This window comes from Pseudomonas sp. 2822-17, assembly GCF_002742485.1.
GTDB lineage: Bacteria > Pseudomonadota > Gammaproteobacteria > Pseudomonadales > Pseudomonadaceae > Aquipseudomonas > Aquipseudomonas cyclaminis.
This window is the reverse complement of the sequence record NZ_LJRZ01000500.1, coordinates 290,973-314,473: the sequence shown is the minus strand read 5'-3', so window position 1 is coordinate 314,473 and position 23,501 is coordinate 290,973. Positions and strand designations below refer to the sequence as shown.

Annotated in this window: 21 protein-coding genes; 16 read left to right on the top strand and 5 right to left on the bottom strand. The window is 60.7% G+C overall.

Annotation, left to right across the window (positions count from 1 at the left end; translation table 11 throughout):
* Positions 1–48: 48 nt before the first annotated feature.
* Positions 49–1,278, bottom strand: coding sequence for a phosphoglycerate dehydrogenase (gene serA / locus AOA60_RS19900; protein ID WP_003176761.1), 1,230 nt, complete (start codon positions 1,276–1,278; stop codon positions 49–51).
* A 204-nt stretch (positions 1,279–1,482) separates the two neighbouring features.
* On the opposite strand from serA, the gene AOA60_RS19890 reads away from it, so the two are divergent.
* The 4 genes from AOA60_RS19890 to AOA60_RS19875 all read left to right on the top strand — a co-directional run bounded on the left by AOA60_RS19890 (position 1,483) and on the right by AOA60_RS19875 (position 5,672).
* Positions 1,483–2,877, top strand: a complete 1,395-nt coding sequence (locus AOA60_RS19890; RefSeq protein ID WP_099585895.1) for an FAD-binding oxidoreductase — start codon at positions 1,483–1,485, stop codon at positions 2,875–2,877.
* Between the two features lie 11 nt (positions 2,878–2,888).
* Complete coding sequence (locus tag AOA60_RS19885) at positions 2,889–3,554, top strand: fumarylacetoacetate hydrolase family protein (RefSeq protein ID WP_099585894.1); 666 nt, start codon at positions 2,889–2,891, stop codon at positions 3,552–3,554.
* Between the two features lie 155 nt (positions 3,555–3,709).
* Positions 3,710–4,636 carry an SdiA-regulated domain-containing protein gene (locus AOA60_RS19880; RefSeq protein WP_099585893.1) on the top strand — a complete coding sequence of 309 codons (927 nt, stop codon included), beginning with the start codon at positions 3,710–3,712 and terminating at the stop codon, positions 4,634–4,636.
* A gap of 121 nt (positions 4,637–4,757) precedes the next feature.
* Positions 4,758–5,672, top strand: a complete 915-nt coding sequence (locus AOA60_RS19875; RefSeq protein ID WP_099585892.1) for an SdiA-regulated domain-containing protein — start codon at positions 4,758–4,760, stop codon at positions 5,670–5,672.
* Positions 5,673–5,699: 27 nt separating this feature from the next.
* Here the strand turns inward: AOA60_RS19875 and rpiA are convergent, their stop codons facing one another.
* Positions 5,700–6,371 carry a ribose-5-phosphate isomerase RpiA gene (rpiA, locus tag AOA60_RS19870; protein WP_099585891.1) on the bottom strand — a complete coding sequence of 224 codons (672 nt, stop codon included), beginning with the start codon at positions 6,369–6,371 and terminating at the stop codon, positions 5,700–5,702.
* Positions 6,372–6,507: 136 nt separating this feature from the next.
* On the opposite strand from rpiA, the gene ilvA reads away from it, so the two are divergent.
* Together ilvA and AOA60_RS19860 are read left to right on the top strand one after the other, a co-directional pair.
* Positions 6,508–8,022, top strand: a complete 1,515-nt coding sequence (ilvA, locus tag AOA60_RS19865) for a threonine ammonia-lyase, biosynthetic (protein ID WP_099585890.1) — start codon at positions 6,508–6,510, stop codon at positions 8,020–8,022.
* 42 nt (positions 8,023–8,064) lie between these two features.
* Complete coding sequence (locus AOA60_RS19860) at positions 8,065–8,478, top strand: DUF2269 family protein (RefSeq protein ID WP_099585889.1); 414 nt, start codon at positions 8,065–8,067, stop codon at positions 8,476–8,478.
* Between the two features lie 100 nt (positions 8,479–8,578).
* On the opposite strand, the gene AOA60_RS19855 is transcribed toward AOA60_RS19860, so the two are convergent.
* Entirely contained in the window at positions 8,579–9,235 is a 657-nt protein-coding gene (locus tag AOA60_RS19855; RefSeq protein WP_099585888.1) for an HAD family phosphatase, read from the bottom strand.
* Positions 9,236–9,378: 143 nt separating this feature from the next.
* Between AOA60_RS19855 and AOA60_RS19850 the strand changes: the two genes are divergently transcribed.
* Positions 9,379–9,858, top strand: coding sequence for an RNA pyrophosphohydrolase (locus AOA60_RS19850; RefSeq protein ID WP_049713461.1), 480 nt, complete (start codon positions 9,379–9,381; stop codon positions 9,856–9,858).
* A gap of 22 nt (positions 9,859–9,880) precedes the next feature.
* A complete protein-coding gene (gene ptsP, locus AOA60_RS19845) occupies positions 9,881–12,160 on the top strand; it encodes a phosphoenolpyruvate--protein phosphotransferase (protein WP_032884201.1) in 2,280 nt (759 codons plus the stop codon).
* Positions 12,161–12,259: 99 nt separating this feature from the next.
* Here the strand turns inward: ptsP and AOA60_RS19840 are convergent, their stop codons facing one another.
* Positions 12,260–13,006 carry an NRDE family protein gene (locus tag AOA60_RS19840; protein WP_099585887.1) on the bottom strand — a complete coding sequence of 249 codons (747 nt, stop codon included), beginning with the start codon at positions 13,004–13,006 and terminating at the stop codon, positions 12,260–12,262.
* 122 nt (positions 13,007–13,128) lie between these two features.
* On the opposite strand from AOA60_RS19840, the gene AOA60_RS19835 reads away from it, so the two are divergent.
* The 3 genes from AOA60_RS19835 (at position 13,129) to AOA60_RS19825 (ending at position 15,676) form a co-directional block, all read left to right on the top strand.
* Positions 13,129–13,911 (top strand): sulfite exporter TauE/SafE family protein, encoded by a 783-nt coding sequence (locus AOA60_RS19835; RefSeq protein WP_032884198.1) that lies wholly within the window; start codon positions 13,129–13,131, stop codon positions 13,909–13,911.
* Positions 13,912–13,976: 65 nt separating this feature from the next.
* On the top strand, positions 13,977–14,789 hold the full coding sequence (gene lgt / locus AOA60_RS19830; RefSeq protein WP_099585886.1) for a prolipoprotein diacylglyceryl transferase: 813 nt from the start codon (positions 13,977–13,979) through the stop codon (positions 14,787–14,789).
* A gap of 53 nt (positions 14,790–14,842) precedes the next feature.
* Complete coding sequence (locus AOA60_RS19825) at positions 14,843–15,676, top strand: thymidylate synthase (protein ID WP_099585885.1); 834 nt, start codon at positions 14,843–14,845, stop codon at positions 15,674–15,676.
* A gap of 142 nt (positions 15,677–15,818) precedes the next feature.
* Here AOA60_RS19825 and cadR read toward each other — a convergent pair whose 3' ends face one another.
* Complete coding sequence (gene cadR / locus AOA60_RS19820; RefSeq protein WP_099585884.1) at positions 15,819–16,259, bottom strand: Cd(II)/Pb(II)-responsive transcriptional regulator; 441 nt, start codon at positions 16,257–16,259, stop codon at positions 15,819–15,821.
* Between the two features lie 85 nt (positions 16,260–16,344).
* Between cadR and AOA60_RS19815 the strand changes: the two genes are divergently transcribed.
* The 5 genes from AOA60_RS19815 to AOA60_RS19795 all read left to right on the top strand — a co-directional run bounded on the left by AOA60_RS19815 (position 16,345) and on the right by AOA60_RS19795 (position 23,472).
* Complete coding sequence (locus AOA60_RS19815; protein WP_099585883.1) at positions 16,345–18,591, top strand: heavy metal translocating P-type ATPase; 2,247 nt, start codon at positions 16,345–16,347, stop codon at positions 18,589–18,591.
* 16 nt (positions 18,592–18,607) lie between these two features.
* On the top strand, positions 18,608–19,471 hold the full coding sequence (locus AOA60_RS19810; RefSeq protein ID WP_099585882.1) for a LysR family transcriptional regulator: 864 nt from the start codon (positions 18,608–18,610) through the stop codon (positions 19,469–19,471).
* Between the two features lie 186 nt (positions 19,472–19,657).
* On the top strand, positions 19,658–20,722 hold the full coding sequence (locus AOA60_RS19805; RefSeq protein ID WP_099585881.1) for a putative 2-aminoethylphosphonate ABC transporter ATP-binding protein: 1,065 nt from the start codon (positions 19,658–19,660) through the stop codon (positions 20,720–20,722).
* A gap of 1 nt (position 20,723) precedes the next feature.
* A complete protein-coding gene (locus AOA60_RS19800) occupies positions 20,724–22,430 on the top strand; it encodes a putative 2-aminoethylphosphonate ABC transporter permease subunit (RefSeq protein WP_099585880.1) in 1,707 nt (568 codons plus the stop codon).
* Positions 22,431–22,449: 19 nt separating this feature from the next.
* Positions 22,450–23,472, top strand: coding sequence for a putative 2-aminoethylphosphonate ABC transporter substrate-binding protein (locus AOA60_RS19795; RefSeq protein ID WP_099585879.1), 1,023 nt, complete (start codon positions 22,450–22,452; stop codon positions 23,470–23,472).
* The last annotated feature ends 29 nt before the right edge of the window (positions 23,473–23,501 follow it).

Here is a 23,501-nt window from a genome sequence, read left to right as displayed (position 1 = left end):
ATGGGAGACCCCTGCGGGTCTCCCATTTTTTGTGCAGCGTTTAAAGCGTTAGAACAACACGCGGCTACGGATGGTGCCGTTGATGTGCTGCAGCTTCTCTTGCGCCAGGTCCGAGTACTCGGCGTCGACGTCGATCACCACGTAGCCAACCTTCTCGTTGGTCTGCAGGAACTGACCGGAGATGTTGATGCCGTTTTCCGCGAAGACCTTGTTGATCTCCATCATCACGCCAGGGATGTTCTGGTGGATGTGCAGCAGACGGTGCTTGCCAGGGTGAGCCGGCAGGGCCACTTCCGGGAAGTTCACGGACGATACGGAAGTACCGTTGTCGCTGTACTTGACCAGTTTTTCCGAGACTTCCAGGCCGATGTTGGCCTGGGCTTCAGCGGTGGAACCGCCGATGTGCGGGGTCAGGATCACGTTGTCCAGGCCACGCAGCGGGCTTTCGAAGATATCGTCGTTGGAGCGTGGCTCCACCGGGAACACGTCGATGGCGGCGCCGATCAGGTGCTTGTCCTTGATCGCGTCGGCCAGGGCGTCCAGCTCGACCACGGTGCCGCGTGCAGCGTTGATCAGGATGCCGCCTTTCTTGATGGCGCGGATTTCCTTCTCGCCGATCATCCACTGGGTCTCAGCGGTTTCCGGAACGTGCAGGGTCACGATATCGGACATGCCCAGCAGCTCGGTCAGGCTCGACACCTGGGTCGCGTTGCCCAATGGCAGCTTGGTCAGCGTGTCGTAGAAGAACACCTGCATGCCAAGGCCTTCAGCCAGTACCGACAGCTGAGTGCCGATCGAGCCGTAACCGACGATACCCAGCTTCTTGCCGCGGATTTCGAAGGAGTTGGCCGCACTTTTGATCCAGCCGCCACGGTGGCAGGAAGCGTTTTTCTCTGGGATGCCACGCAGCAGCAGGATGGCCTCGGCCAGCACCAGCTCCGCGACGGAACGGGTGTTGGAGTACGGAGCGTTGAACACGGCGATGCCGCGCTCGCGGGCTGCGTTGAGGTCGACCTGGTTGGTGCCGATGCAGAAACAGCCAACTGCCACGAGTTTCTTGGCGTGATCGAAGATCTCTTCGGTCAGTTGAGTGCGGGAGCGAATGCCGATGAAGTGCGCGTCGGCGATCTTTTCCTTGAGCTGGGCTTCCGGCAGAGAACTGGTGATGTACTCAATGCTGGTGTACCCGGCGGCTTTCAGAACGTCGACAGCCGATGGGTGGACGCCTTCCAGAAGAAGGAACTTGATCTTGCTCTTATCGAGAGAAGTCTTGCTCATCTGCGTAAACCTGTATCCCGGAGAAAAATGGCAGGGAATCGGATCGTTAAGCTGACCCGGACGGCAGGAAAGCCGTCACCGCAGAAACGCCCTTGGGCTCTGTCCTGCGGGGGCGGTATGCTAGCATACGTGCCCCGCTAAACACCCATTCCTGCGACGTGAAGCGTTCTCAGGATGACCATGAATTGTTCGAGAGTTCTGTCGATGACCCATCCTGCCCTGATTGATGAGCTAAAGACCCTGGTTGAGCCCGGCAAAGTGCTGACCGACGCCGACTCCCTGGAGGCTTACGGCAAGGATTGGACCAAGCACTTCGCACCTGCGCCCACCGCCATCGTCTTCCCCAAGACCATCGAGCAGGTTCAGGCCATTGTGCGCTGGGCCAATGAACACAAGGTGGCGCTGGTGCCGTCCGGTGGTCGTACCGGCCTGTCGGCAGCGGCCGTGGCGGCCAATGGTGAAGTGGTTGTGTCGTTCGATTATATGAACCAGATTCTCGACGTGAACCTCACCGACCGCACTGCCGTGTGCCAGCCGGGCGTGGTCACCAAGCAATTGCAGAACGTCGCCGAAGAAAAAGGTCTGTACTACCCGGTGGACTTCGCCTCGTCCGGTTCGAGCCAGATTGGCGGCAATATCGGCACCAATGCCGGCGGGATCAAGGTGATTCGCTACGGCATGACCCGTAACTGGGTGGCCGGCATGAAAGTCGTCACCGGCAAGGGCGACGTGCTGGAGCTGAACCGCGACCTGATCAAGAACGCCACCGGCTACGACATGCGCCAGCTGTTTATCGGCGCGGAAGGCACCCTGGGCTTTGTAGTCGAAGCCACCATGCGCCTGGACCGGGCGCCGAAGAACCTCACCGCCATGGTGCTCGGCACTACTGATTTCGACTCGATCATGCCGGTGCTGCACGCGTTCCAGAACAAGCTGGACCTGACCGCGTTCGAATTTTTCTCCGACAAAGCCCTGGCCAAGGTCATGGGCCGTGGCGACGTGCCGGCGCCGTTCGAAACCGAGTGCCCGTTCTACGCGCTGCTGGAATTCGAAGCCACCACCGAAGAAGTCGCCAACCACGCCCTGGAAACCTTCGAGCACTGCGTCGAGCAGGGCTGGGTGCTGGACGGCGTGATGAGCCAGAGCGAAACCCAACTGCACAACCTGTGGAAACTGCGCGAGTACATCTCCGAGACCATTTCCCACTGGACGCCGTACAAGAACGACATCTCGGTCACCGTCTCCAAGGTTCCGGCGTTCTTGAAGGAAATTGACGCGATCGTCGGCGAACACTACCCCGATTTCGAAATTGTCTGGTTCGGCCATATCGGCGACGGCAACCTGCACCTGAACATCCTCAAGCCGGAAAACCTGAGCAAGGACGAATTCTTCGCCAAGTGCGCCACAGTGAACAAGTGGGTGTTCGAAACCGTCGAGAAGTACAACGGATCGATCTCCGCCGAACACGGCGTGGGCATGACCAAGCGCGATTACCTGACCTACAGCCGCTCGCCGGTTGAAATCGAATACATGAAGGCCGTGAAAGCGGTATTCGACCCTAACGGGATCATGAACCCTGGCAAGATCTTCGCTGTTTAAGGAGTCGTTCCATGAGCTACCAGCACAAGTATGTCGACGGCACCAACATCCATTTCCCGGTGGGTAAAGTGGTGTGCATTGGGCGTAACTACGTCGAACATGCCAAGGAACTGGACAACCCGGTGCCGACCGAGCCGTTGCTGTTCATCAAGCCCGGCAGCTGCGTAGTGCCGCTGGAAGGCGGTTTTGCCATCCCTGCCGAGCGTGGCTCGGTGCACTACGAAGCGGAAATCGCGGTATTGATCGGCAAGCCACTGTCGAACAAGCCAAGCCGTGAAGAAGTGCTGGATGCCATCTCCGGCTTCGCCCCGGCCCTGGATTTGACCCTGCGTGACAAGCAGGCCGAGCTGAAAGCCAAGGGCCTGCCGTGGGAAATCGCCAAATCCTTCGACGGCGCGGCAGTGATTGCCCCCTTTGTGGTGAGCAGTACCTTTGCGGATGTGACCGATATCGGCATTCGCCTGGCCATCAACGGCGAAGTGCGCCAGGACGGCAATAGCGCGCAGATGCTCAACCCGATCATCCCGATGATCCAGCACATGGCCGGCTGCTTCTCGCTGCAGGCCGGTGATGTGATCCTCACCGGCACTCCGGCGGGTGTAGGCCCGTTGAATGTGGGTGATGAACTTGTGTTGGAACTGACCGGCGTGAACCGCTTCGAAAGCAGCGTTCGATAAACACCTGGTCAAACCTGTGGGAGGGGGCAAGCCCCTCCCATATTGATTTGTGTGGGTCCACTTAATCTGGGTTTTTGCATTTTTTTCACACACTATCCGGATAATCCTTGGCCTTGTGCTATCCCCTAACGCTGACTTTCCGGAAAAAGCGCCCCATGGCCGTGTCCCTGCCTTCCGCCACACCCAAGCCGCGTTCTCGTTTTGCCCTGCGCTGGTATTCCTGGCTGTTTTTGGCAGGCGTCATCGTTTATGGCGTTGCCTGGGCCATGCATTGGGACGATCGCGGCATGCTGTGGGTGTCGGAGCGCTTTGAAACATCGGCTGAGCGCAATGAAAGTGTGTGGTTGCCGGACTACCACGCCGTCATCGACGCGAAAGTCTTGCCAGGCATGGAGAAGGACGAGGCCTCGGACGTCTCCTACAACCCGCAGACCAAAACCCTGTTTTCCGTCATGGGAAAAAACCCTTTCCTCGTTGAGTTGAGCCTGCAAGGCGATGTGCTGCGCAAGATGCCGCTTAACGGCTGGAGCAACCCGGAAGGTGTTACGGTCATGGAAAATGGCCTGCTGGCGGTGGTCGATGAACGCGACCACAGCCTGACCATCGTCAAGGTCGATGCCTCTACCCAGCAACTGAACAAAGCTGATTTTCAGAGTTATGACCTGGGTCCCTCCAAAGACCAGAACAAAGCCTTTGAGGCGATCACCTGGGACAAGCTAGGCCAGCAGCTTGTACTGGGCGAGGAGCGCCCGCCGGCGTTGTTCACCTGGAAAAGCGACGGCAGCCAGACCCTGGTTGGCGACAAGCAAAAACTCGCCAGCAAAGAACTGGATATGCGCAACCTTTCGGCGTTGGCTGTCGACCCGCGCACCGGCCACCTCCTGGTGCTTTCGGCCGATTCCCACCTGTTGCTGGAGTTGGACGAGAAGGGCGAACAGGTCAGCTTCATGACCTTGCTGGGCGGCTTCAATGGCCTGGGCAAAACCATTCCCCGGGCGGAAGGGGTGACCATGGATGAGGATGGCACGCTGTACATGGTCAGTGAGCCGAACCTGTTCTATCGTTTCGAAAGGCAGAAATAGACGGCCAGTTACGTCGGATATTTCTCTATCTGCGGCATGTCGCCAGACATCCGGGCGCGTTTAAGTTTAAATTCAGACAGGCGTGATATTCATTCGCCACTTTTGATTTTGAGCCCGCCCAATGCGCCGACTTGCCCGCCCCAAACCCATTCTGTTTCTCCTGGCGCTGATCGCCCTGATCTGCGCCGGAGTCGCTGGGCAGCACTTTCGCCTGTTCGAGCGCGCCTGGTTCAACTGGCAGGTGTGGCGCCAACCCGCCGATGAGCGCTCCATTGGCCTGGCCGAATACCGGGTAACGCTGGAGGCCCGGGTCATTGAGGGTCTGGACGACGATGTCTCGGCCCTCACCTATGATCCGGTGCGCAAAAGCCTGTTTACCGTCACCAATCAAAATGCCGAACTGATCGAGTTGTCTTTGGACGGCAAGATCCTGCGGCGCATCCCTTTGGTGGGGTTCGGCGATGCCGAAGCCGTGGAATTTATCAGCGACAACATCTATGTCATCACCGACGAACGCCAGCAGCGGTTGATCAAGGTGCATGTGGACGACGAGACCCAGTTCCTCGATGCCGCCGATGCGGAGCAGATGACCCTGGGCTTGCACGTAGGTGGCAACAAGGGCTTTGAGGGCTTGGCCTATGACTCGGTGGGCAAGCGCCTGTTCGTGGCCAAGGAGCGCGACCCGATGCTGATCTACGAGGTCCACGGTTTTCCCCATTTCAAGCCGGAAAAAACCTACTCGGTGCACGTGATCAACAACCCCAAGCGCGACGCCGGGCTGTTTGTGCGTGACCTGTCGAGCCTTCAATACGACGAGCGCAGCGGCCACCTGCTGGCACTGTCGGATGAGTCGTTTTTGGTATTGGAGCTGGATATCGACGGTCGCCCGTTGAGCAGTCTTTCTCTGCTCAACGGCCGTCACGGCCTGAAAAAACGTGTGCCTCAGGCCGAAGGGATCGCCATGGATGACGAAGGTACGTTGTATCTGGTCAGCGAGCCGAACCTGTTCTACGTGTTCAAGAAACCCAGTCCCTGAAAACACCGCCAAACCAATGTAGTGTTCTCAGGCCTTGAGGGTTTTGACGCCTTCCGGGGTGCCGAGCAGCAGCACATCCGCCGGACGCGCCGCGAACAAACCGTTGGTGACCACGCCGACAATCGCATTGATCTGGGTTTCCAGCTCCACCGGGTTGGTGATCTGCATATTGAACACGTCGAGGATGATGTTGCCGTTGTCGGTCAACACGCCTTCGCGGTACACCGGGTCGCCGCCCAGTTTCACCAGCTCGCGGGCTACGTGGCTGCGGGCCATCGGGATCACTTCCACTGGCAGCGGGAACGCGCCGAGGACTGGCACCAGCTTGCTGGCGTCGGCGATGCAGATAAAGGTCTTGGCCACGGCCGCGACGATCTTCTCGCGGGTCAGGGCTGCGCCGCCGCCCTTGATCAGGTTCAGGTGCTCGTCGCTCTCATCGGCGCCGTCGACGTAGAACTCCAGGTCGCTCACGGTGTTGAGCTCGTACACTGGAATGCCATGGCCCTTCAGGCGTGCGGCGGTGGCTTCGGAGCTGGCCACGGCGCCGTCGAACGCGCCTTTGTGCTGGGCCAGTGCGTCGATAAAGCAGTTGGCAGTGGAGCCGGTGCCGACACCGACGATGCTTTTGTCGTCGAGTTTAGGAAGGATTAAATCGACGGCGGCCTGGGCCACTGCCTGTTTGAGTTGATCCTGGGTCATGCGGGCTCCGGAACGGGCGGGGAGTAAAGAGGGGCGCGAGTATAACCCAACAAAACCTCGGGATTCGTGTGGTCGCCCGCCCAAACGCTGGGTTAGACTCCTTGGCCCTGCCCAACCTGCTCAGTGATTCCCGCCGATGCTTGAACAGTACGTCAAAAAGATCCTCACCTCGCGCGTTTACGACGTTGCCGTAGAAACCCCGCTGCAGACCGCCCGCCAGCTCTCCGAGCGCCTGGGTAACAAGGTCTGGCTCAAGCGCGAGGATTTGCAGCCGGTGTTCTCGTTCAAGATTCGCGGCGCTTATAACAAGCTGACGCAACTGAGCGCCGAAGAGCGTGCGCGAGGCGTGGTGACGGCGTCGGCGGGCAACCATGCGCAAGGCCTGGCCCTGGCGGCCAAGGTGCTGGGGGTCAAGGCCACGATTGTGATGCCCAAGACCACCCCTGAAATCAAAGTCGAAGGCGTGCGCTCTCGCGGCGGCAAAGTGGTGCTGCACGGCGACTCCTTCCCGGAAGCGCTGGCCTACTCGCTGAAACTGGTCGACGAAAAAGGCTACGTCTACATTCACCCCTACGATGATCCGCACACCATTGCCGGGCAGGGCACCGTGGCGATGGAAATTTTGCGCCAGCATCCAGGCCCGCTGGATGCGATTTTCGTCCCGGTGGGCGGGGGTGGCCTGATCGCAGGCATCGCGGCGTATGTGAAATACCTACGACCGGAAATCAAGATCATCGGCGTCGAGCCGGATGACTCCAACTGCCTGCAAGCCGCCATGGCGGCGGGTGAGCGCGTGGTGTTGCCGACGGTCGGGATCTTTGCCGACGGCGTTGCGGTGGCACAGATCGGCCAGCACACCTTTGATATCTGCAAAGACTATGTCGACGAAGTGATCACCGTGAGCACCGATGAAATCTGTGCGGCGATCAAGGATATCTACGACGACACCCGTTCCATTACCGAGCCGGCAGGCGCGTTGGGCGTGGCGGGCATCAAGAAGTACGTCGAGACCCGTGGTGTCAGTGGCCAGACCTTCGTCGCCATCGACTCCGGGGCCAACGTCAACTTCGACCGCCTGCGCCACGTGGCCGAGCGCGCCGAACTGGGTGAAGGCCGCGAAGCCATCATCGCCGTGACCATTCCCGAGCAACCGGGCAGCTTCAAGGCGTTCTGCGAGGCCGTGGGCAAGCGCCAGATCACCGAATTCAACTACCGCTACCACTCCGGCAGCGAGGCGCACATCTTCGTTGGCGTGCAAACGCACCCGGAAACCGACCCGCGCAGTGCGCTGATCGCCAGCCTCACCGAGCAGGGCTTCCCGGTGCTGGACTTGACCGAGAACGAACTGGCCAAGCTGCACATCCGCCACATGGTCGGCGGGCATGCGGCCCACGTCAGCAATGAAGTGGTGTTCCGTTTCGAATTCCCGGAGCGTCCGGGGGCGCTGTTCAACTTTCTTAACAAATTAGGCGGGCGCTGGAACATCTCGATGTTCCACTATCGCAACCACGGCGCGGCGGACGGCCGTGTGGTCGCCGGCCTGCAAGTGCCGGCGAGCGAGCGTCACCTGGTGCCGGCGGCCCTCGAAGCCATTGGCTACCCGTACTGGGATGAAAGCGATAACCCGGCCTATAAACTGTTCCTCGGTTGAGCGACTACGCTGATTGGGGGCGGCCTCTAAGGAATACGAAACATGGAAACCCTGATCACCCTGAAAGTTATCCACATTGCAGCCACCGTGGTGTTGTTGCTCAGCGGCCTCGGCCTGGCGTTGCTGGCGTGGCGTAAACGCAGCGCCGGCGCGGCGGTGACCGTGCAGCGCCCGTGGGCGTTCGTGTGGTTGCTGATGGGCATTTGCGTGGTGAGCATGCCGTTTACGGGCTGGTGGCTGGTGCACCTGACTGGCTGGCCGTTGGGGCAGACCTGGATTCTGGGCTCCAGCATTCTCTATACCGTGGCGGCGCTGGCGTGGTTCTGGCTGGTGGCGCGGCTTAATCGCCTGCGCAAGGGGGAGGGAGGTAGTCTGAATTTCACCCTGGTGCTGGCGGTGGTCAGCCTGGTGGGGTTTGTGGCGATTGCGGGGTTGATGGGTGCCAAGCCGGTTTAAGGCTTGAGACCTTGTCGACCTTATCGGGGGCAAGCCCCCTCCCACATTTGACTGTGTTCACAAATCAAGTGTGGGAGGGGGCTTGCCCCCGATAGGGCCATCAGCTGCGCAGCGTAATCACCGGCCACCCGCGCTTCTCGGCTTCGGCGCGCAAGTTCGGGTCCGGATCCACCGCTACCGGGTGGGTAACCTGCTCCAGCAGCGGCAGGTCATTCATCGAGTCGCTATAGAAATAGCTGTCTTGCAGGCTATACCCCGTCTCTTCCAGCCAACGATTCAAGCGCGTCACCTTGCCTTCACGAAAGCACGGCACATCGGTGCTGCGCCCGGTGTAGCGGCCGTTTTCCATCTCGCACTCGGTCGCAATCAGCGTCTCGACGCCCAGGCGTGCAGCAATGGGCGCGGTGACGAATCGGTTGGTGGCGGTGATGATCACCAGTTTGTCACCGGCGGCACGGTGCTTGGCCAGCAGTTCCACGGCCAGTGGCAGCATGATCGGCTCGATGCAGTCGCGCATATAGTCGTTGTGCCACTCATCCAGTTGGGCCATCTCGGTGCGGCCGAGGATTTCCAGGCAAAAGTTCAGGTAGGCGGCGTTATCCAGCTTGCCGGCCAGATAATCCTGATAGAACTCATCGTTACGGGCTTTGTAGGCTACCCGGTCAAGAATCCCGCGTTCGCACAGGTAATCGCCCCAGGCGTGGTCGCTGTCACCGCCAAGAAGGGTGTTGTCCAAGTCGAATAAAGCCAGGCGCATTGCAGTTACTCGCTGAAAAGTCTGTAAAAAGGCGTCCAGAATACGGTCTTTTCACAAGAGTGCACATAAGGTAAGAAGCCTCGTTGCCGCTGGAACAACCTTTGTGGAACAATGCGGCGACATGCGTTTGCGAGGTTGTTGCCGTGATCGACCCCGATGGTTTCCGTCCTAATGTCGGGATTATTCTTACGAATGATGCCGGACAGGTGCTATGGGCTCGCCGAATCAACCAAGATGCCTGGCAGTTTCCTCAAGGCGGAATCAACCCCGACGAAACCCCTGAAGACGCCTTGTACCGTGAGTTGAATGAAGAAGTCGGCCTTGAGCGCGAAGATGTGCAAATTCTGGCCTGTACCCGCGGCTGGTTGCGCTATCGTCTGCCGCAGCGCCTGGTGCGTACTCACAGCCAACCGCTGTGTATCGGCCAGAAGCAGAAATGGTTTCTCCTGCGCCTGATCTCCGACGAGCAGCGGGTGCGGATGGATTTGACCGGTAAGCCGGAGTTCGATGGCTGGCGTTGGGTCAGCTATTGGTACCCGCTGGGCCAGGTGGTGACATTCAAGCGCGAGGTTTATCGTCGCGCTCTCAAAGAGCTTGCCCCGCGCCTTTTAGCGCGCGACTGACGACGGAGTTCGACCCCGAGCCATGCTCAATACGCTGCGCAAGATCGTCCAGGAAGTTAACTCCGCCAAGGATCTCAAGGCGGCGTTGGGGATTATTGTGTTGCGCGTCAAGGAAGCCATGGGCAGCCAGGTCTGCTCGGTTTACCTGCTGGACCCAGAGACCAACCGTTTTGTGCTGATGGCCACGGAGGGCTTGAACAAGCGCTCCATCGGCAAGGTCAGCATGGCGCCCAATGAAGGTCTGGTGGGCCTGGTGGGGACGCGTGAAGAACCCCTGAACCTTGAAAACGCGGCCGATCACCCGCGTTATCGTTACTTTGCCGAAACCGGCGAAGAGCGCTACGCGTCATTCCTCGGCGCACCGATCATTCACCACCGCCGCGTTGTCGGCGTGTTGGTCATCCAGCAGAAAGAACGCCGCCAGTTCGACGAAGGTGAAGAAGCCTTCCTCGTGACCATGAGCGCGCAGCTCGCCGGGGTTATTGCCCACGCCGAGGCCACGGGCTCGATTCGCGGCCTGGGCCGTCAGGGCAAGGGCATCCAGGAAGCCAAGTTCGTCGGCGTGCCGGGTTCGCCGGGTGCTGCCGTCGGTACGGCGGTGGTCATGCTGCCACCGGCCGACCTCGATGTAGTGCCGGACAAGACCGTCAACGACATCGACGCCGAAATCAAACTGTTCAAGACCGCCCTGGAAGGTGTGCGCGCCGACATGCGCAACCTGTCGACCAAGCTGGCCACTCAACTGCGCCCCGAAGAGCGTGCGTTGTTTGACGTGTACCAGATGATGCTCGACGACGCGTCCCTCGGGAATGAAGTCAAAACCGTGATCAAGACCGGCCAATGGGCCCAGGGCGCCCTGCGTCAGGTGGTCACCGATCACGTCAACCGTTTCGAATTGATGGACGACGCCTACCTGCGCGAGCGCGCCTCGGACGTGCGCGACCTCGGTCGCCGTCTGCTGGCTTACCTGCAGGAAGACCGCACCACCAACCTGGTCTACCCCGACAACACCATCCTGATCAGTGAAGAACTGACCGCCACCATGCTCGGCGAAGTGCCGGAAGGCAAATTGGTGGGCCTGGTCTCGGTACTCGGTTCGGGTAACTCCCACGTCGCGATCCTGGCTCGGGCTATGGGCATCCCGACAGTGATGGGCCTGGTGGACCTGCCGTATTCCAAGGTCGACGGCATCGACATGATCGTCGATGGCCATCGCGGTGAAGTCTTCACCAACCCCAGCGACGTGCTGCGCAAGCAATACGCCGAAGTGGTGGAAGAAGAGAAACAACTGGCCCTGGGCCTGGATTCATTGCGCGAGCTGCCGTGCGTGACCACCGATGGTCACCGCGTACCGCTGCTGGTCAATACCGGCCTGCTGGCTGACGTGGCCCGTGCGCAACAGCGAGGCGCCGAAGGCGTAGGGCTGTACCGCACCGAAGTGCCGTTCATGATCAACCAGCGTTTCCCGAGTGAGAAGGAGCAGCTGGCGATCTACCGCGAGCAACTGCAAGCCTTTCACCCGTTGCCGGTGACCATGCGCAGCCTGGACATCGGCGGCGACAAGTCACTGTCGTATTTCCCGATCAAGGAAGACAACCCCTTCCTCGGCTGGCGCGGCATTCGCGTGACCCTCGACCATCCGGAAATTTTCCTGGTACAGACCCGCGCCATGCTCAAGGCCAGCGAAGGCCTGAACAACCTGCGCATCCTGTTGCCGATGATCTCCGGTACCCATGAGCTGGAAGAGGCGTTGCACCTGATCCACCGTGCCTGGGGCGAAGTGCGCGACGAGGGCGCCGACGTACCGATGCCGCCGATTGGCGTGATGATCGAAATCCCGGCAGCGGTGTACCAGGCCAAAGAGCTGGCGCGGCAGGTGGACTTCCTGTCGGTGGGTTCCAACGACCTGACCCAATACCTGCTGGCCGTGGACCGCAACAACCCACGGGTGGCCGACCTCTACGACTACCTGCACCCGGCGGTGCTGCAAGCGCTGCAACACGTGGTGCGCGATGCCCATGCCGAAGGCAAGCCGGTGAGCATCTGCGGTGAAATGGCCGGTGACCCGGCGGCGGCCGTGCTGTTGATGGCGATGGGCTTTGACAGCCTGTCGATGAACGCCACCAACTTGCCGAAGGTCAAGTGGATGTTGCGCCAGGTTGAGCTGAGCATGGCCAAGGATCTGCTGGCCGAGTTGATGACTATCGACAACCCGCAAGTTATCCACAGCTCGCTGCAGTTGGCGCTGAAGAACCTGGGGCTGACGCGGATGATCAACCCGGCCTCCGCTAAAACCCTCTAGACCGAGTCGCCTTTTTCGCAGGCAAGCCAGCTCCCACATTGGAATGCATTTCAACTGTGGGAGCCGGGCTTGCCCGCGATAGCGCTCGCTCAAGCACCGCTAAATCTTCAGTTCGACCTCGCCAAGTCGGCCACCATGCGGCCCAAAACTACGCTCCACTATCTGCCGCGTCCCGTTGGCATTTACAATCAGCGCCGTACTCGCCCGCGTCCCATAACTTGGGCTGGCAATAAACACGCTGGATAAAAGACTTTCCGTCGCCAAGCCCACTCCGGTATCTGGCAGGTCTGCAAACGGCGCCGTTTGAGGATCACTCAAAATCCCCAACAAGGCTTCCGGCTGTGGATCATCCAATACCGCGCTCAACGCCTTCTTGGCTTTGAGCAACTTTGGCCACGGCGTATCCAGGCCGGCGTTGGATAAGCCGTACACGCCAGCCTCCAATCGTGTGGGCCTGGTCTGGTTGGCGTTGTAATGCCACAGCTCATCCCGCGTGCCCACCAGCAGGTTAAACCCGGCATATTCAATCGAACGGCCATTAACGTCGGCCAAATACTGATCAATGGGCAGCGAACCACTGAGAAACCGCGCCACCAGCTCCCCGCGTGACTTACGTGCCGGCGGCTGGTGGGGATCACGGATATTGGTCAGGGCCGCAAATCGCCCATCGGCGTTCACTCCCAGCCAGGTACCGCCCGCTTCCTGATCGCGACCGGCATAGACTTCGGGCACATCCGACCACTGGGCCAGCCGCAGGCTGGGGCGGGCGTAGAACTCGTCACGGTTGGCCGCGACGATCAGCGGTTGGGCGTGGCCCGGCCGCCAGGCGAAAACAATCAGGCACATCAGGCGATTCCCTTTTGTGTTTTTTTGCCACTGTACCCACACCAGCAGCGGTGTTCCATCGTATCCAGTTGGGCCGCATGCCTTCCATCCGTTAACATGCCGGACTTGCTTCGGGGGCTCCCATGGAATTTCTGCTGTATTTGCTGCTGGGCGCCTGCGCGGGCGTGCTCGCCGGGCTGTTTGGCGTGGGCGGCGGGATCATTATCGTGCCGGTGCTGGTGTTCAGCTTCACCTTGCAGGGCTTCGACCCGCAGGTGTTGACGCACCTGGCCGTGGGCACGTCCCTGGCAACGATCATCTTTACCTCGGTCAATGCCGTGCGTGAGCACCACCGACGTGGCGCGGTGCGTTGGCCGATTTTTGTGTGGATGACCGTTGGCATCCTCATCGGAGCTGGTTTTGGCGCACTGACTGCCGAGGCGATTTCCGGCCCGCATTTGCAGAAGATCATTGGCGTGTTCGCGCTGATCATCGCCGTACAACTGGCCCTGGAGGTCAAGCCCAAGGCCAGCCGGACGGTGCCCGGTAAAGTCGGCCTGACGCTTGCAGGCACGGTGATTGGCTGGGCGTCGGCGATATTCGGGATTGGTGGCGGTTCGCTGACCGTGCCGTTCCTGACCTGGCGCAGCGTGCCGATGCAGCAGGCGGTGGCCACATCTTCGGCCTGTGGCCTGCCGATTGCCTTGGCCAGTGCATTAAGTTTCATGATTCTGGGCTGGCATGACCCGCTGCTGCCCGCGCATAGTCTAGGGTTCGTGTATTTGCCGGCGCTGCTGGGCATTGCCCTGACCAGCATGGTGTTTGCCCGCTTCGGCGCACGCCTGGCGCATCGGTTGTCGCCGCGCTTGCTCAAGCGGTTGTTCGCCGGCCTGCTGTTTTGCGTGGGTTTGAATTTTTTGCTGTAACGCAGACTTAATCGCGTCCGGGCATGGTCCGGTCGCCATAACGCATGATTTAACGAGGAGTCGCAATGCTGCCTTACCCGCAGATCGACCCGGTGGCCCTGGCCATCGGTCCGCTGAAAATCCACTGGTACGGGTTGATGTACCTGATCGGCATCGGCGGCGCCTGGCTGCTGGCCTCCCGGCGCCTGAACCGTTTCGACCCGACCTGGACCAAGGAAAAACTCTCCGATATGGTCTTCTGGCTGTCGATGGGGGTCATCGTGGGCGGGCGTCTTGGGTATGTGCTGTTCTACGATCTGTCCGCCTACCTCGCCAACCCGACACTGATTTTCGAAGTGTGGAAGGGCGGCATGGCGTTCCACGGTGGGTTTATCGGCGTGATGATCGCCGCCTGGTGGTTTGGCCGGCGCAATGGCAAGTCATTCTTCCAACTGATGGATTTCGTCGCGCCGCTGGTGCCGATCGGCCTGGGCGCCGGGCGCATCGGTAACTTCATCAACGCTGAGCTGTGGGGCAAGCCGACCGACGTGCCGTGGGCCATGGTGTTCCCGCCGTTCAGCGATCCTGCGCAACTGCCGCGTCACCCGTCGCAGCTGTACCAGTTCGCGCTGGAAGGCGTGGCACTGTTCCTCATTTTGTACATTTTCTCGCGTAAACCCCGCCCAACCATGGCCGTTTCCGGCATGTTCGCGCTGTTTTACGGGATCTTCCGTTTCATCGTCGAATTCGTGCGCGTGCCGGATGCGCAGTTGGGCTACCTGGCATGGGGCTGGTTGACCATGGGCCAGGTGCTCAGTGTTCCAATGATCCTGGTCGGCCTCGGCCTGCTGTGGTGGGCGTACAATCGCCCGCAGCCGCTGAAGAACGCTGCGCTTTAAATTCGAATGCCGGGGCCTGCGCGGGCCCCGACTTCAACGATACGGGTACTTACATGAAGCAATATCTCGAACTACTGAACGACGTCGTGACCAATGGCCTGACCAAGGGCGATCGCACCGGCACCGGCACCAAGGCTGTGTTCGCCCGTCAGTATCGGCATAACTTGGCCGACGGCTTCCCGCTGCTGACCACCAAGAAGCTTCACTTCAAAAGCATCGCCAACGAGCTGATCTGGATGTTGAGCGGCAACACCAATATCAAGTGGCTCAACGAAAACGGCGTGAAGATCTGGGACGAATGGGCCACCGAAGACGGCGACCTGGGCCCGGTCTACGGCGAGCAATGGACCGCCTGGCCAACCAAGGACGGTGGCACGATCAACCAGATCGACTACATGGTCCACACGCTCAAGACCAACCCCAACAGCCGCCGCATCCTGTTCCACGGCTGGAACGTCGAGTACCTGCCCGACGAAACCAAGAGCCCCCAGGAAAACGCGCGTGACGGCAAACAAGCCCTGCCACCTTGCCACCTGCTGTACCAGGCATTCGTGCATGACGGCCATCTGTCGATGCAGTTGTACATCCGCAGCTCCGACGTATTCCTCGGCCTGCCGTACAACACTGCTGCGCTGGCGCTGCTGACCCACATGCTGGCCCAACAGTGCGACTTGATCCCTCATGAGATCATCGTCACCACTGGCGATACCCATGCCTATAGCAACCATATGGAACAAATCCGCACTCAGCTGGCGCGTACGCCGAAGAAGCTGCCGGAGTTGGTGATCAAGCGTAAGCCTGCGTCGATCTACGACTACAAGTTCGAAGACTTCGAGATTGTGGGTTACGACGCCGACCCAAGCATCAAGGCCGACGTGGCTATCTAGAGCCCACCTTCGTCTTCAGATGTGGGCTTTTGTGTGGGAGGGGGCTTGCCCCCGATAGCGGTGGATCAGCTAAATATTGGTTGGCTGAAACTCTGTCATCGGGGGCAAGCCCCCTCCCACATTTGAACTGTGTTTGCTTGAGTTAATGGCCGTGGCTTCTGCCCACATGTGAGTGCTCAGCCTCGCTGGCCGCAACACTCCCGCTGACCTCCAGCCGCTGCAAAATCCCACACTCCGGCCCGCCGCCGCAGCGCTGGCGCAAGTCCAGCAACTGCACCTGCAACGCCAACAACCCATCGATCCGCGCTTTCACATGGTGGATATGTTCGTCGATCAACGCATTCACACTTTCACACTGGTCCTGAGGACTGTCCCGTAGACCCAGCAGGCTGCGAATTTCTTCGAGGGTCATGTCGAGGCTGCGGCAATTGCGGATAAAGATCAGCCGCTCGGTATGCGCCTGGGTGTACACCCGGTAGTTGGCGTCGGTGCGCGCCGGAGGCGGCAGCAGGCCTTCTTTCTCGTAATAACGGATGGTTTCCACCTGACAGTCGGTCAGTTTGGCCAATTCGCCGATCTTCATCGCAGCAATCTCCAAATGGGTGCTTGACCCTATAGTGGCTACAGGGTCTTTACTTGGCAACAGGCACCTTTACGGACGCGACAGAATGAGCGATTCCATCCACACCCCGCATAAACACGACCATGATCATGACCATGGTCCCCAGAAACTGACGCCAGTGCACAACCATGCTGGCTCCTGCTGTGCAAGCAAGGCAGCACCTGCCGTGGTCACGTTGAGTGAAGCGCCCACTGCGGGCTCGCGCCTGAGCACCTTCCGCATCGAAGCCATGGACTGTCCCACCGAGCAAACGCTGATCCAGAACAAACTGGGCAAGCTCGCCGGTGTGCAGCAACTGGAATTCAACCTGATCAACCGCATCCTTGGCGTCACCCACGACCTGCCTAGCACTGCGCCGATCATTGATGCCATCAAGTCCCTGGGCATGCAGGCCGATCCGATCGAGGAGGGCACCCCCGCCGCCGAGCCGCCTGCCAGGAAACACTGGTGGCCGCTGGCCTTGTCCGGCGTCGGCGCGTTGGGCGCCGAAGTGCTGCACTTCACGGATGCGGCCCCGACCTGGGTGATAGCCATCGTGGCGCTGGTGTCGATCTTCAGCGGTGGCCTCACTACCTATAAAAAGGGCTGGATCGCCCTGAAAAACCTCAACCTGAACATCAACGCCTTGATGAGCATCGCTGTGACCGGCGCGATCCTGATCGGCCAGTGGCCGGAAGCCGCCATGGTGATGTTCCTGTTCACCGTGGCCGAGTTGATTGAAGCCAAGTCCCTGGACCGTGCGCGCAATGCCATCAGCGGCTTGATGCAGATGGCCCCGGAACAGGCCACGGTGCAGCAGGCGGATGGAAGCTGGGTTGAACAGGAAGTCAAAAGTATCGAATTGGGCGCCATCGTGCGGGTTAAACCCGGCGAGCGCATTGGCCTGGACGGTGAAGTCACCGCTGGGCAATCCACCATCGACCAGGCACCGATCACCGGGGAAAGCCTGCCGATTGAAAAAACCGTGGGCGATAAAGTCTTCGCCGGCACCATCAACCAGGCGGGCTCCCTGGAATACAGCGTCACGGCAGCGGCCAATAACTCCACGCTGGCGCGGATCATCCACGCCGTCGAGCAGGCGCAAGGTTCACGGGCGCCGACCCAGCGTTTCGTTGATAGTTTTTCGAAGATCTACACCCCGGCCGTCTTTCTGTTTGCCTTGGGCGTGGCGATTATTCCGCCGCTGTTCATGGCCGGCCTGTGGTTCGACTGGATCTACCGCGCCCTGGTGCTGCTGGTGGTCGCCTGCCCCTGCGCATTGGTGATCTCCACCCCGGTGACCATCGTCAGCGGCCTGGCGGCGGCGGCGCGCAAAGGCATACTGATCAAGGGCGGCGTGTACCTGGAGGGCGGTTACAAACTCGACTACCTGGCGCTGGACAAGACCGGCACGATCACCCACGGCAAACCGGTGCAAACCGATTACCTGGCGTTGTTCCCCAACGTTGCGGACAGCGCACCGGCCCTGGCTGCCAGTTTGGCCGGGCGTTCCGACCACCCGGTGTCCCTGGCAATCGCCAATGCGGCTGTGGATAAAAAGCTGCCGACGCATGTTGTGGATAACTTCGCAGCCCTGGCCGGTCGTGGTGTGCGCGGCGACATCAACGGTGAGACCTACCACTTGGGCAACCACCGCCTGGTGGAAGACCTCGGCCTGTGTTCCCCCGAGCTGGAAGAGAAACTCTTCGCCCTGGAGAAGCAGGGCAAGTCCGTGGTGTTGCTGCTCGACAAATCCGGCCCCCTGGCACTGTTCGCCGTGGCCGATACGGTCAAGGACAGCAGCCGCGAAGCCATCCAGCAACTGCACGATTTGGGCATCAAGACCCTGATGCTCACGGGCGACAACACCCACACCGCTCAGGCGATTGCGGCCCAGGTGGGCATCGACCAGGCCCGGGGCGATCTGCTGCCCACCGACAAATTGCAGGCCATCGAAGCGCTTTATGGTCAAGGTCGTCGGGTGGGCATGGTCGGTGACGGCATCAACGACGCTCCGGCGCTGGCTCGCGCCGAGATCGGTTTCGCTATGGCCGCTGCCGGCACCGACACCGCCATCGAGACCGCCGACGTGGCGCTGATGGACGATGATTTGCGCAAGATCCCGGCATTCATTCGTTTGTCGCGGCAAACGTCGAGTATCCTCAAGCAGAACATCGCCCTGGCGCTGGTGATCAAGGCGATCTTCCTCGCAGTCACCTTCCTGGGCATGGCCACCATGTGGATGGCGGTGTTTGCGGATATGGGCGTGAGCCTGCTGGTGGTGTTCAATGGCCTGCGCCTGCTGCGCAAATAAACGATGAGAGGGCGGTGTGCTGAGTGCTGAGCTGAAGGCGTTTTTTATGGTCGCCCGCCTGGGCAGCATTACCCAGGCGGCGAAAAAACTCGGCCTGAGCCAGCCCACCGTGACCACCCAGATCCGCAACCTGGAAAGCCAGTATGGCGTGGAGCTGTTCTATCGCGGTGGCCGCCGCCTCACGGTCAGCGACGATGGCGCGCGGTTGCTGCCGATGGTCAAGGCGCTGTTGCAACAGGAAGCGGACATCGAGTTCTTCCTGCGCAACAGCGGCCAACTCCAGGGCGCCTTGCGCATAGCTGCGACGGCGCCGTATTACATCCTCGATCTGGTCAAAGCCTTTCGCGAACGCTTGCCCCATGTGGAAGTGTCAGTGGACATCGGCAACTCCCAGCAGGTGCTTGAAGCATTGGATGAGTACCGTGTCGACGTGGCCGCTTCCTCCCAGTTGCTGGAAGACCCGCGCTTGATCCGCCGCGTACTCGGCACCGACCCCCTGGTGCTGGCGGTGCATCGCAATCATCCCTTGGCCAAGCTTGATCATGTGCCACTGACCGCCCTGGCCGGGCACACCTTGTTGATGCGAGAAGCGGGCTCCACTACACGCAGGCTGACGGAAGAAATGCTCCAAGGCGCCGGCGTAAGTTACGGCCCACTGTTGGAAATCGGCAGCCGCGAGTCCATCCGGGAGGCAGTGCTGCGCAGTATCGGCATCAGCATCATCGCCCGCCAGGAAGTGCCCCATGACCCGCAACTGCGGGTACTGACCATCGAAAATGCGCCGCAGATTCCGGAGTATTTGTACTGCCTCAAGGAGCGCAAAGGCGCGCGGCTGCCGGCGGCGTTTCTGGGGTTGGCGCAGGAAATGTCGCCGATCTGAGATTTTGTGGCGGCTTTCAGGGCCTCATCGGGGGCTTGCCCCCCAATAGCAGTAGTCCAGACACCACACCTATATGACCCCTACCCAAATCCACCAATACCACTATCGCCACGTTTTGCCTTCCTGCCACACGAGCGACGCATTGCCCTCCTAGCATGGCCTTCATCCGTTCGATGAGGTGCCACCATGCACACAGCCCTGACCCAACCCGGCGCGCCCATGAAGGTGCGCGGTATCCAGAAACGCTTCGGCGCCTTTACCGCGTTGGACCACGTGTCCTTGGACGTCGCCGCTGGTGAGCTGGTGTGCCTGCTGGGTCCGTCCGGCTGCGGCAAGACCACCCTGCTGCGTTGCATCGCCGGCCTGGAGCGTCAGGACAGTGGTGAACTTTACCTGGGTGATCGTGACGTTTCCCTGCTGCCGCCCCAGGCACGGGACTACGGCATTTTGTTCCAGTCCTACGCGCTGTTTCCCAACCTGACCATCGAAGCGAACATCGGCTACGGCCTCACCGGCAGCGGCCGTGATGAAGTGCGCCAGCGTGTTGGGCAGATGCTCGAACTGGTCGGTCTGGTGGGCAGCGAGAAGAAATACCCCGGCCAGCTCTCCGGCGGCCAACAGCAGCGCGTGGCCCTGGCCCGTGCCTTGGCGCCGGCGCCTTCGTTGCTGCTGCTGGACGAACCCATGTCCGCCCTCGACGCCCGCGTACGCGAGCACCTGTGCACCGAGTTGCGCCAACTGCAACGACGCCTGGGCATTACCACATTGATGGTCACCCACAACCAGGACGAAGCCATGTTGATGGCCGACCGCATTGCCGTGATGAACAACGGCAAGGTCGAGCAATACGCCACGCCCCAGGAGATTTACGACCGCCCGGCCACGCCGTTCGTGGCGGAGTTTGTCGGCCAGGGCAATTGGCTGCCCTTCAGCCGTAACAGCGTGAGCCATGCCCAGGTCGGCGGGATGAACATGCGCCTGGCCGACGATGCCGGCGCGGCCAGGTCCGGTCGCCTGTTCTGTCGTCCGGAAGCCATCAGCGTCAATCCGCCTGTGCACGAGGAAAACCTGTTCCCGGCCAAGGTCCGCGAGATCACCTTCCTCGGCAACCGCTGCCGCATGAGCTTTGAGCTGGAGCAGTTGCCCGGCCATCCGCTGCTGGCCGAACTGGCCCCGGAAGCCATGCCGCGCCTGGGCGCCCAGGATATCTGGGTGGCCTTGCCACCACGCAGCCTGCAGGTGTTTGCCTGAGATGGCCGCTGTTATGACCCTGCCGCGTCAGATATCCCGTGCCGAAATCGGCGACCGCTTCTTCGTGCTCGGCGGCAAACTGCTATGGCTGCTTTTACTCGGCGTTGCGGTGTTGATGCCATTGCTGGCGATCTTCTGGCGTGGCTTTAGCAGCGAGGCCGGGCAAGGTGGCGGGCTGGTGGCTGCGCGGGAATTGCTCACCAGCGTCAACTTCCATTGGCTGCTGGGCAATAGCCTGAAAGTCTCTCTCAGCGTTGCGGCGATTGTCGTACCGCTGGCCTATCTGTTTGCCTACGCCCTGCAACGCACGTTGATTCCGGGCAAAGCGATCTGGCGTGGCCTGTCGCTGCTGCCGCTGATGGCGCCTTCGATGCTGCCGGGGATTGCGTTGGTTTACCTGTTCGGCAACCAGGGCATGTTGCGCGGGCTGCTCTCGGAGAATATCTACGGGTTCTGGGGGATTGTTCTGGGGGAGGTGATCTACACCTTCCCACATGCGCTGATGATTCTGCTCTCGGCGCTCTCCTTGGCCGATGCGCGGCTGTTCGACGCGGCCTCCAGCATGGGCGCCAGCCCCGCCCGGGCATTTCGCAGCATCACCTGGCCAGCTACGCGCCAGGCGGTGTTCGCCGCGTTCTGTCTGGTGTTCACCCTGACCATCACCGACTTCGGCGTGCCCGTGGTGGTTGGCGGTGATTATCAGGTGCTGGCGCTGGAAGCCTACAAAGCGGTGGTCGGCCAGCAACAATTTGGTCGCGGCGCCTTGATCGGTATGGTGCTGTTGCTGCCAGCGCTGTTCAGCTTTGGCGTGGATGCCTGGTTGCGCCGGCGTCATGGCGATTCCATGAGCGGTCGCGCCCAGGTGTTCCGGCCGGCGCCATCGCGGCTGAGGGATGGCTGCTACCTGGCCATCGTCCTATTGATCTGCGCCGTATTGCTGCTGGTGTTCGGCATGGCGGTGTATTCCTCGCTGGTGAAATTCTGGCCGTACAACCTGTCGCTGTCGCTCAATCACTATCAGTTTGAAGACACGGCGGGTGGCGGCTGGCTGGCCTATCGCAACAGCCTGGCCATGGCCCTGTGCACGGCACTGATCGGCAGCGTGCTGATCTTCACCGGCGCCTACCTGATGGAAAAAACCAAAGGCCAGAAGGGTTTGAACCTGGCGCTGCGCCTGCTCAGCTTTGTGCCGATGGCCGTGCCGGGCTTGGTGCTGGGCCTGGGCTACGTGTTTTTCTTCAACCTCAACGGCAACCCGCTGCATGTGTTCTACGGCTCCATGACCCTGCTGGTGGTGTGCACCATTGCGCACTATCTGACCACTGCACAGATGACTGCCACCACCGCACTGCGCCAGTTGGACGCTGAGTTTGAAGCCGCTGCGCTGTCGCTCAAGGCGCCGCTGTACCGCCATTACCTGCGCGTCACGGTGCCGATCTGCCTGCCGGCGTTGCTGGACATCGTGCGCTACCTGTTTGTCTCGGCGATGACCACCGTGTCCGCCGCGATCTTCCTCTACAGCCCCGACACCATTCTCGCCGCCGTCGCCGTGCTGAACATGGACGACGCCGGCAATGTGGGCGGCGCGGCGGCCATGTCGACCTTGATCCTGTTCACCTCGGCCAGCGTCTCGCTGCTGCTGGCGTGGGCCTCACGTGGCGCGTTGCGCCGCTCCCAAGCCTGGCGCCAGACCGCGCCCGGCCAATAATCCCTGAAGGAGGTGTTCCATGTTCAAGCCCCTGGCGCTGGTCGCTGCCGTACTCACTGCATTCAGCCTGAATGCCTTCGCCAAGACCGAGCTGACCGTGTACACGGCCCTCGAAGCCGAGCAGTTGAAGACCTACAAAAAGGCCTTCGAGCAAGCCAACCCTGATGTTGAGATCAAGTGGGTCCGCGACTCCACCGGCATCATCACCGCCAAGCTGCTGGCCGAGAAAGACCGCCCGCAAGCCGACGTGGTGTGGGGCCTGGCGGCCTCCAGCCTGGCGATCCTCGATCAGCAGGGCATGCTCGACAATTACGCACCGAAAGACCTGGACAAGATCGGCAAAAACTACCGCGACGCCGCCAACCCACCGGCCTGGGTCGGCATGGACGTGTGGGCCGCGACGATTTGCTTCAACACCGTCGAAGCCGAGAAACAAGGCCTGAGCAAACCAGTGAGCTGGCAAGACCTGACCAAGCCCGAGTACAAGGGCAAGATCGTCATGCCCAACCCGGCTTCTTCCGGCACGGGCTTTCTGGACGTCAGCGCGTGGCTGCAGACCTTCGGCGAGAAGCAGGGCTGGCAGTACATGGACGACCTGCACCAGAACATCGGCCAGTACGTTCACTCCGGTTCCAAGCCGTGCAAGCTGGCCGCTTCGGGGGAATTCCCGATTGGTATTTCGTTTGAATACCCGGCGGTGCAGCTCAAGCGCCAGGGCGCGCCGCTGGACATCATCCTGCCTAAAGAAGGCCTGGGCTGGGACATCGAAGCCACGGCCGTGATCAAGGGCAGCGCCCACGCCGATGCGGCGAAAAAACTCGCCGACTTCTCCGCCAGCCCTGCGGCGATGGAGTTGTACAAGGACAACTTCGCCGTGCTCGCCCAGCCGGGTATCGCCAAGCCGCAGACCGAATTGCCGGCGGACTATGAGCAGCGTCTGATCAAGAATGACTTTGGCTGGGCATCGAAGAACCGCGACAGCATCCTGACGGAATGGCGCAAGCGGTATGACGGGAAGTCGGAGAAGGTGGCTGCTCAGTAAGTTTTCGTTAGGGCTGATGGCCACATCGA

Bases quoted from the DNA above. Each gene is read 5' to 3' on its own strand.
- ptsP (WP_032884201.1), top strand. From the start codon at position 9,881: ATGCTCAATACGCTGCGCAAGATCGTCCAGGAAGTTAACTCCGCCAAG.
- AOA60_RS19885 (WP_099585894.1), top strand. From the start codon at position 2,889: ATGAGCTACCAGCACAAGTATGTCGACGGCACCAACATCCATTTCCCG.
- serA (WP_003176761.1), bottom strand. From the start codon at position 1,278: ATGAGCAAGACTTCTCTCGATAAGAGCAAGATCAAGTTCCTTCTTCTG.
- lgt (WP_099585886.1), top strand. From the start codon at position 13,977: ATGCTGCCTTACCCGCAGATCGACCCGGTGGCCCTGGCCATCGGTCCG.
- cadR (WP_099585884.1), bottom strand. From the start codon at position 16,259: ATGAAGATCGGCGAATTGGCCAAACTGACCGACTGTCAGGTGGAAACC.
- AOA60_RS19855 (WP_099585888.1), bottom strand. From the start codon at position 9,235: ATGCGCCTGGCTTTATTCGACTTGGACAACACCCTTCTTGGCGGTGAC.
- AOA60_RS19800 (WP_099585880.1), top strand. From the start codon at position 20,724: ATGGCCGCTGTTATGACCCTGCCGCGTCAGATATCCCGTGCCGAAATC.
- AOA60_RS19880 (WP_099585893.1), top strand. From the start codon at position 3,710: ATGGCCGTGTCCCTGCCTTCCGCCACACCCAAGCCGCGTTCTCGTTTT.
- AOA60_RS19835 (WP_032884198.1), top strand. From the start codon at position 13,129: ATGGAATTTCTGCTGTATTTGCTGCTGGGCGCCTGCGCGGGCGTGCTC.
- AOA60_RS19890 (WP_099585895.1), top strand. From the start codon at position 1,483: ATGACCCATCCTGCCCTGATTGATGAGCTAAAGACCCTGGTTGAGCCC.
- AOA60_RS19795 (WP_099585879.1), top strand. From the start codon at position 22,450: ATGTTCAAGCCCCTGGCGCTGGTCGCTGCCGTACTCACTGCATTCAGC.
- AOA60_RS19875 (WP_099585892.1), top strand. From the start codon at position 4,758: ATGCGCCGACTTGCCCGCCCCAAACCCATTCTGTTTCTCCTGGCGCTG.
- rpiA (WP_099585891.1), bottom strand. From the start codon at position 6,371: ATGACCCAGGATCAACTCAAACAGGCAGTGGCCCAGGCCGCCGTCGAT.
- AOA60_RS19805 (WP_099585881.1), top strand. From the start codon at position 19,658: ATGCACACAGCCCTGACCCAACCCGGCGCGCCCATGAAGGTGCGCGGT.
- AOA60_RS19860 (WP_099585889.1), top strand. From the start codon at position 8,065: ATGGAAACCCTGATCACCCTGAAAGTTATCCACATTGCAGCCACCGTG.
- AOA60_RS19840 (WP_099585887.1), bottom strand. From the start codon at position 13,006: ATGTGCCTGATTGTTTTCGCCTGGCGGCCGGGCCACGCCCAACCGCTG.
- ilvA (WP_099585890.1), top strand. From the start codon at position 6,508: ATGCTTGAACAGTACGTCAAAAAGATCCTCACCTCGCGCGTTTACGAC.
- AOA60_RS19825 (WP_099585885.1), top strand. From the start codon at position 14,843: ATGAAGCAATATCTCGAACTACTGAACGACGTCGTGACCAATGGCCTG.
- AOA60_RS19815 (WP_099585883.1), top strand. From the start codon at position 16,345: ATGAGCGATTCCATCCACACCCCGCATAAACACGACCATGATCATGAC.